Here is a 2575-nt window from a genome sequence, read left to right as displayed (position 1 = left end):
TCGGGATGACGGATCATGTTGGTCGCTAAAACCAGCTCGCTTGTAAAAGCGTTTTGTAAATCAGTATAACGATGGCGTTTTAACTGCTCATAAATCGCAACAAGAGATAACGGGGAGCCAGCAAGTAAAGTTTGCTTAGATTTGTTGAGAAAAGTGTTACTTTCATCAAAAGCTACGATTGCATCCGTAATTGAACATAAAGAGTTATGCTGGCACGCCTGCTCAAGCACTTGTAGGTTTAGCTTTATTTGCGAACTTTGAAGTTGTTTGCTTGTAAGCTCTAGTGCCTTTATAGCTTCTGTTACCAAGAGGTGGTTGTTATCATTTTCTTCTGAAAATTCAAGCTTGGATATTGCATGAATCAGCTTTTCGACATCATTTAACTCAATGGCAAAATCAGCTAAGCGGCAAAATAGTGTATCGGCTGCATTAATAGCTACGCCCGTTAACGCCAGAAAATATCCTAGATTATAGGGAACCTGATTAAGAAATTGTGTTCCACCTACATCAGGGAACAGACCAATAGTTATCTCGGGCATAGCCAGTTTAGTGGTGTCGGTGATAACTCGATGACTGGCGCCAGCGAGTAAACCTAAACCACCACCCATGACAAAGCCATGCCCAATACAAATGATCGGTTTGTCATAAGTATGAATAAGATAATTGAGTTGATATTCCTCAAAAAAGAACTGTTCTGCATCGATACAAGCACCGTCTTGTTGTGCTATCGCAGAGCGATAAAGTGCTTGGACATCGCCGCCAGCGCAAAAGGCTTTGCTGCCTTGCCCCTTTAAAATTACAGCTTGAATATCATCGTTACTTGCCCAATCTTTTAGTGACTGCGTGAGTAAACGGACCATTTGAAGCGATAGGGCGTTTAGCGTCTTTTCGGAGTTGAGTGTTAAAACTCCCACACTGCCATTTTTAGCAGCAAGTACTTCGACTAGCACTTCTTCGGACGCTGTTGTTTCGACAGTCTCAGTTGCTTGTGATGATTTATTCATTTACTTTTTCCACTCTGGAGAGCGTTTCTCGAGAAACGAATTAGTGCCTTCAAGCTGGTTGTCACCACCAATTAGATTAATGAATTCGGTGCGCTCATGCTGAAGTGAAAGCGATATGGCGTTTTCTCGAGCTGTACTTAAAAGCTTTTTACAGGCAAACAAAGCATCGGGGCTTTGCTTACTTGCAGACTGTGCATAGTTCATGGCGCTTGATAAGGCCTCGCCTTTCGGTACACTTTCTAGTGCTAATCCGGTTTGAACGGCTGTTTCGGCATCCATTCTCTGCCCGAGCAAGATCATTTTACTTGCCCACGCTTCGCCAATTAACCAACTCAACCGCTGTGTGCCACCAGCGCATGGTAAAAGACCAACACCTGCTTCAGGCAGTGCAACCTGAGCCTGTTCTTCGACGATACGGATATCACAGGCAAGTGCACACTCAAGACCTCCACCCATCGCGTAACCATTGATAGCCGCGATGGATACACCCTTAAAACTTGCAAGGGCTTCAAATGCTTCGCCAAAACGGTGTGCAACATCTTTTGAAAGTATCTTGTCGCCGCTACTAAACTGCTTAAGGTCTGCACCAGCAGAGAAAAACTTTTCGCCTTGCCCGTGTATGACTAAGGCACTTATTCCGCTCATTGCATTGAGTTTTACGATGACGCTTGAAAGCGCGCCAAGGCTTTCCAAGTCCCAGGTATTTGCAGGTGGATTGTTGATAGTAATTTTAGCAATATGACCATCGACAGTAACAATAATTTTGTCACTAGAGGAAATATTCTGATTTTCTTGTGTCATAGCGGGTGTTCTTTCCTTTTTCAGAAGATTGGAATGCGCGAAGCTTGCCTACTAGCTTATCCGAGAAGCTGGAAGTTTTCATCAGATAACAAGGCTCTAGCAATGATTAAGCGCATTACTTCGTTAGTACCTTCGAGAATACGATGCACGCGCGTATCTCTAAAGTAACGTTCGATAGGGTATTCCTTGATATAGCCGTAACCACCGTGCAATTGTAGGGCTTCATCGCAAATCTTAAAACCGAGATCAGTCGCTAGGCGTTTAGCCATCGCGCAATGAACCGATTTATCGGCTGCACCTTGGTCGAGTTTAAATGCGGCTAGGCGGATCATCTGGCGAGAGGCTACAAGCTCTGTCAGCATATCAGACAGTTTGAACTGTGTGGCTTGAAAATCGGCAATCGTCTGATTGAATTGCTTGCGCTCCTTAACATAGTTAATACTCTGTTGCAGGCTCGCGCGCGCAGTACCGACTGAGCAGGCAGCAATATTGATTCGGCCGCCATCTAGGCCTTCCATCGCCAACTTGAAACCGTCACCTTCATGTGCCAAAAGGTTTTCTTTGGGTACGCGTACATTCTCAAAATGAATCAAGCGGGTCGGTTGATTGCTCCATCCGAGCTTTTCTTCTTTCTTACCAAAACTGATACCTTCACTTGTAGCGGGTATGGCAAGGCAAGTAATACCTTTTGGGCCTGCCTCGCCAGTTCTAAGCATTGTGACTAAAAGGTCAGTATCGCCAGCGCCGGATATGAAGGCTTTACAACCATT

3 protein-coding genes are annotated in these 2575 nt (G+C 44.8%); all 3 read right to left on the bottom strand.

Annotated features, from left to right (window positions below; translation table 11 throughout):
- A partial coding sequence (locus A3757_RS18105; RefSeq protein WP_068740042.1) for an enoyl-CoA hydratase/isomerase family protein occupies positions 1–1004 on the bottom strand: 1004 nt, incomplete at its 3' end.
- A complete protein-coding gene (locus A3757_RS18100; protein ID WP_068553568.1) occupies positions 1005–1805 on the bottom strand; it encodes an enoyl-CoA hydratase in 801 nt (266 codons plus the stop codon).
- Between the two features lie 56 nt (positions 1806–1861).
- Positions 1862–2575: acyl-CoA dehydrogenase family protein (locus tag A3757_RS18095; protein WP_197470121.1), on the bottom strand; the 714-nt coding region annotated here is incomplete at its 5' end.

This window comes from Oleiphilus sp. HI0117, assembly GCF_001635235.1.
The sequence above is the reverse complement of the archived record's forward strand: the minus strand, read 5'-3'. Positions and strand labels throughout refer to the sequence as shown.

Bases quoted from the DNA above. Each gene is read 5' to 3' on its own strand.
- A3757_RS18100 (WP_068553568.1), bottom strand. From the start codon at position 1,805: ATGACACAAGAAAATCAGAATATTTCCTCTAGTGACAAAATTATTGTT.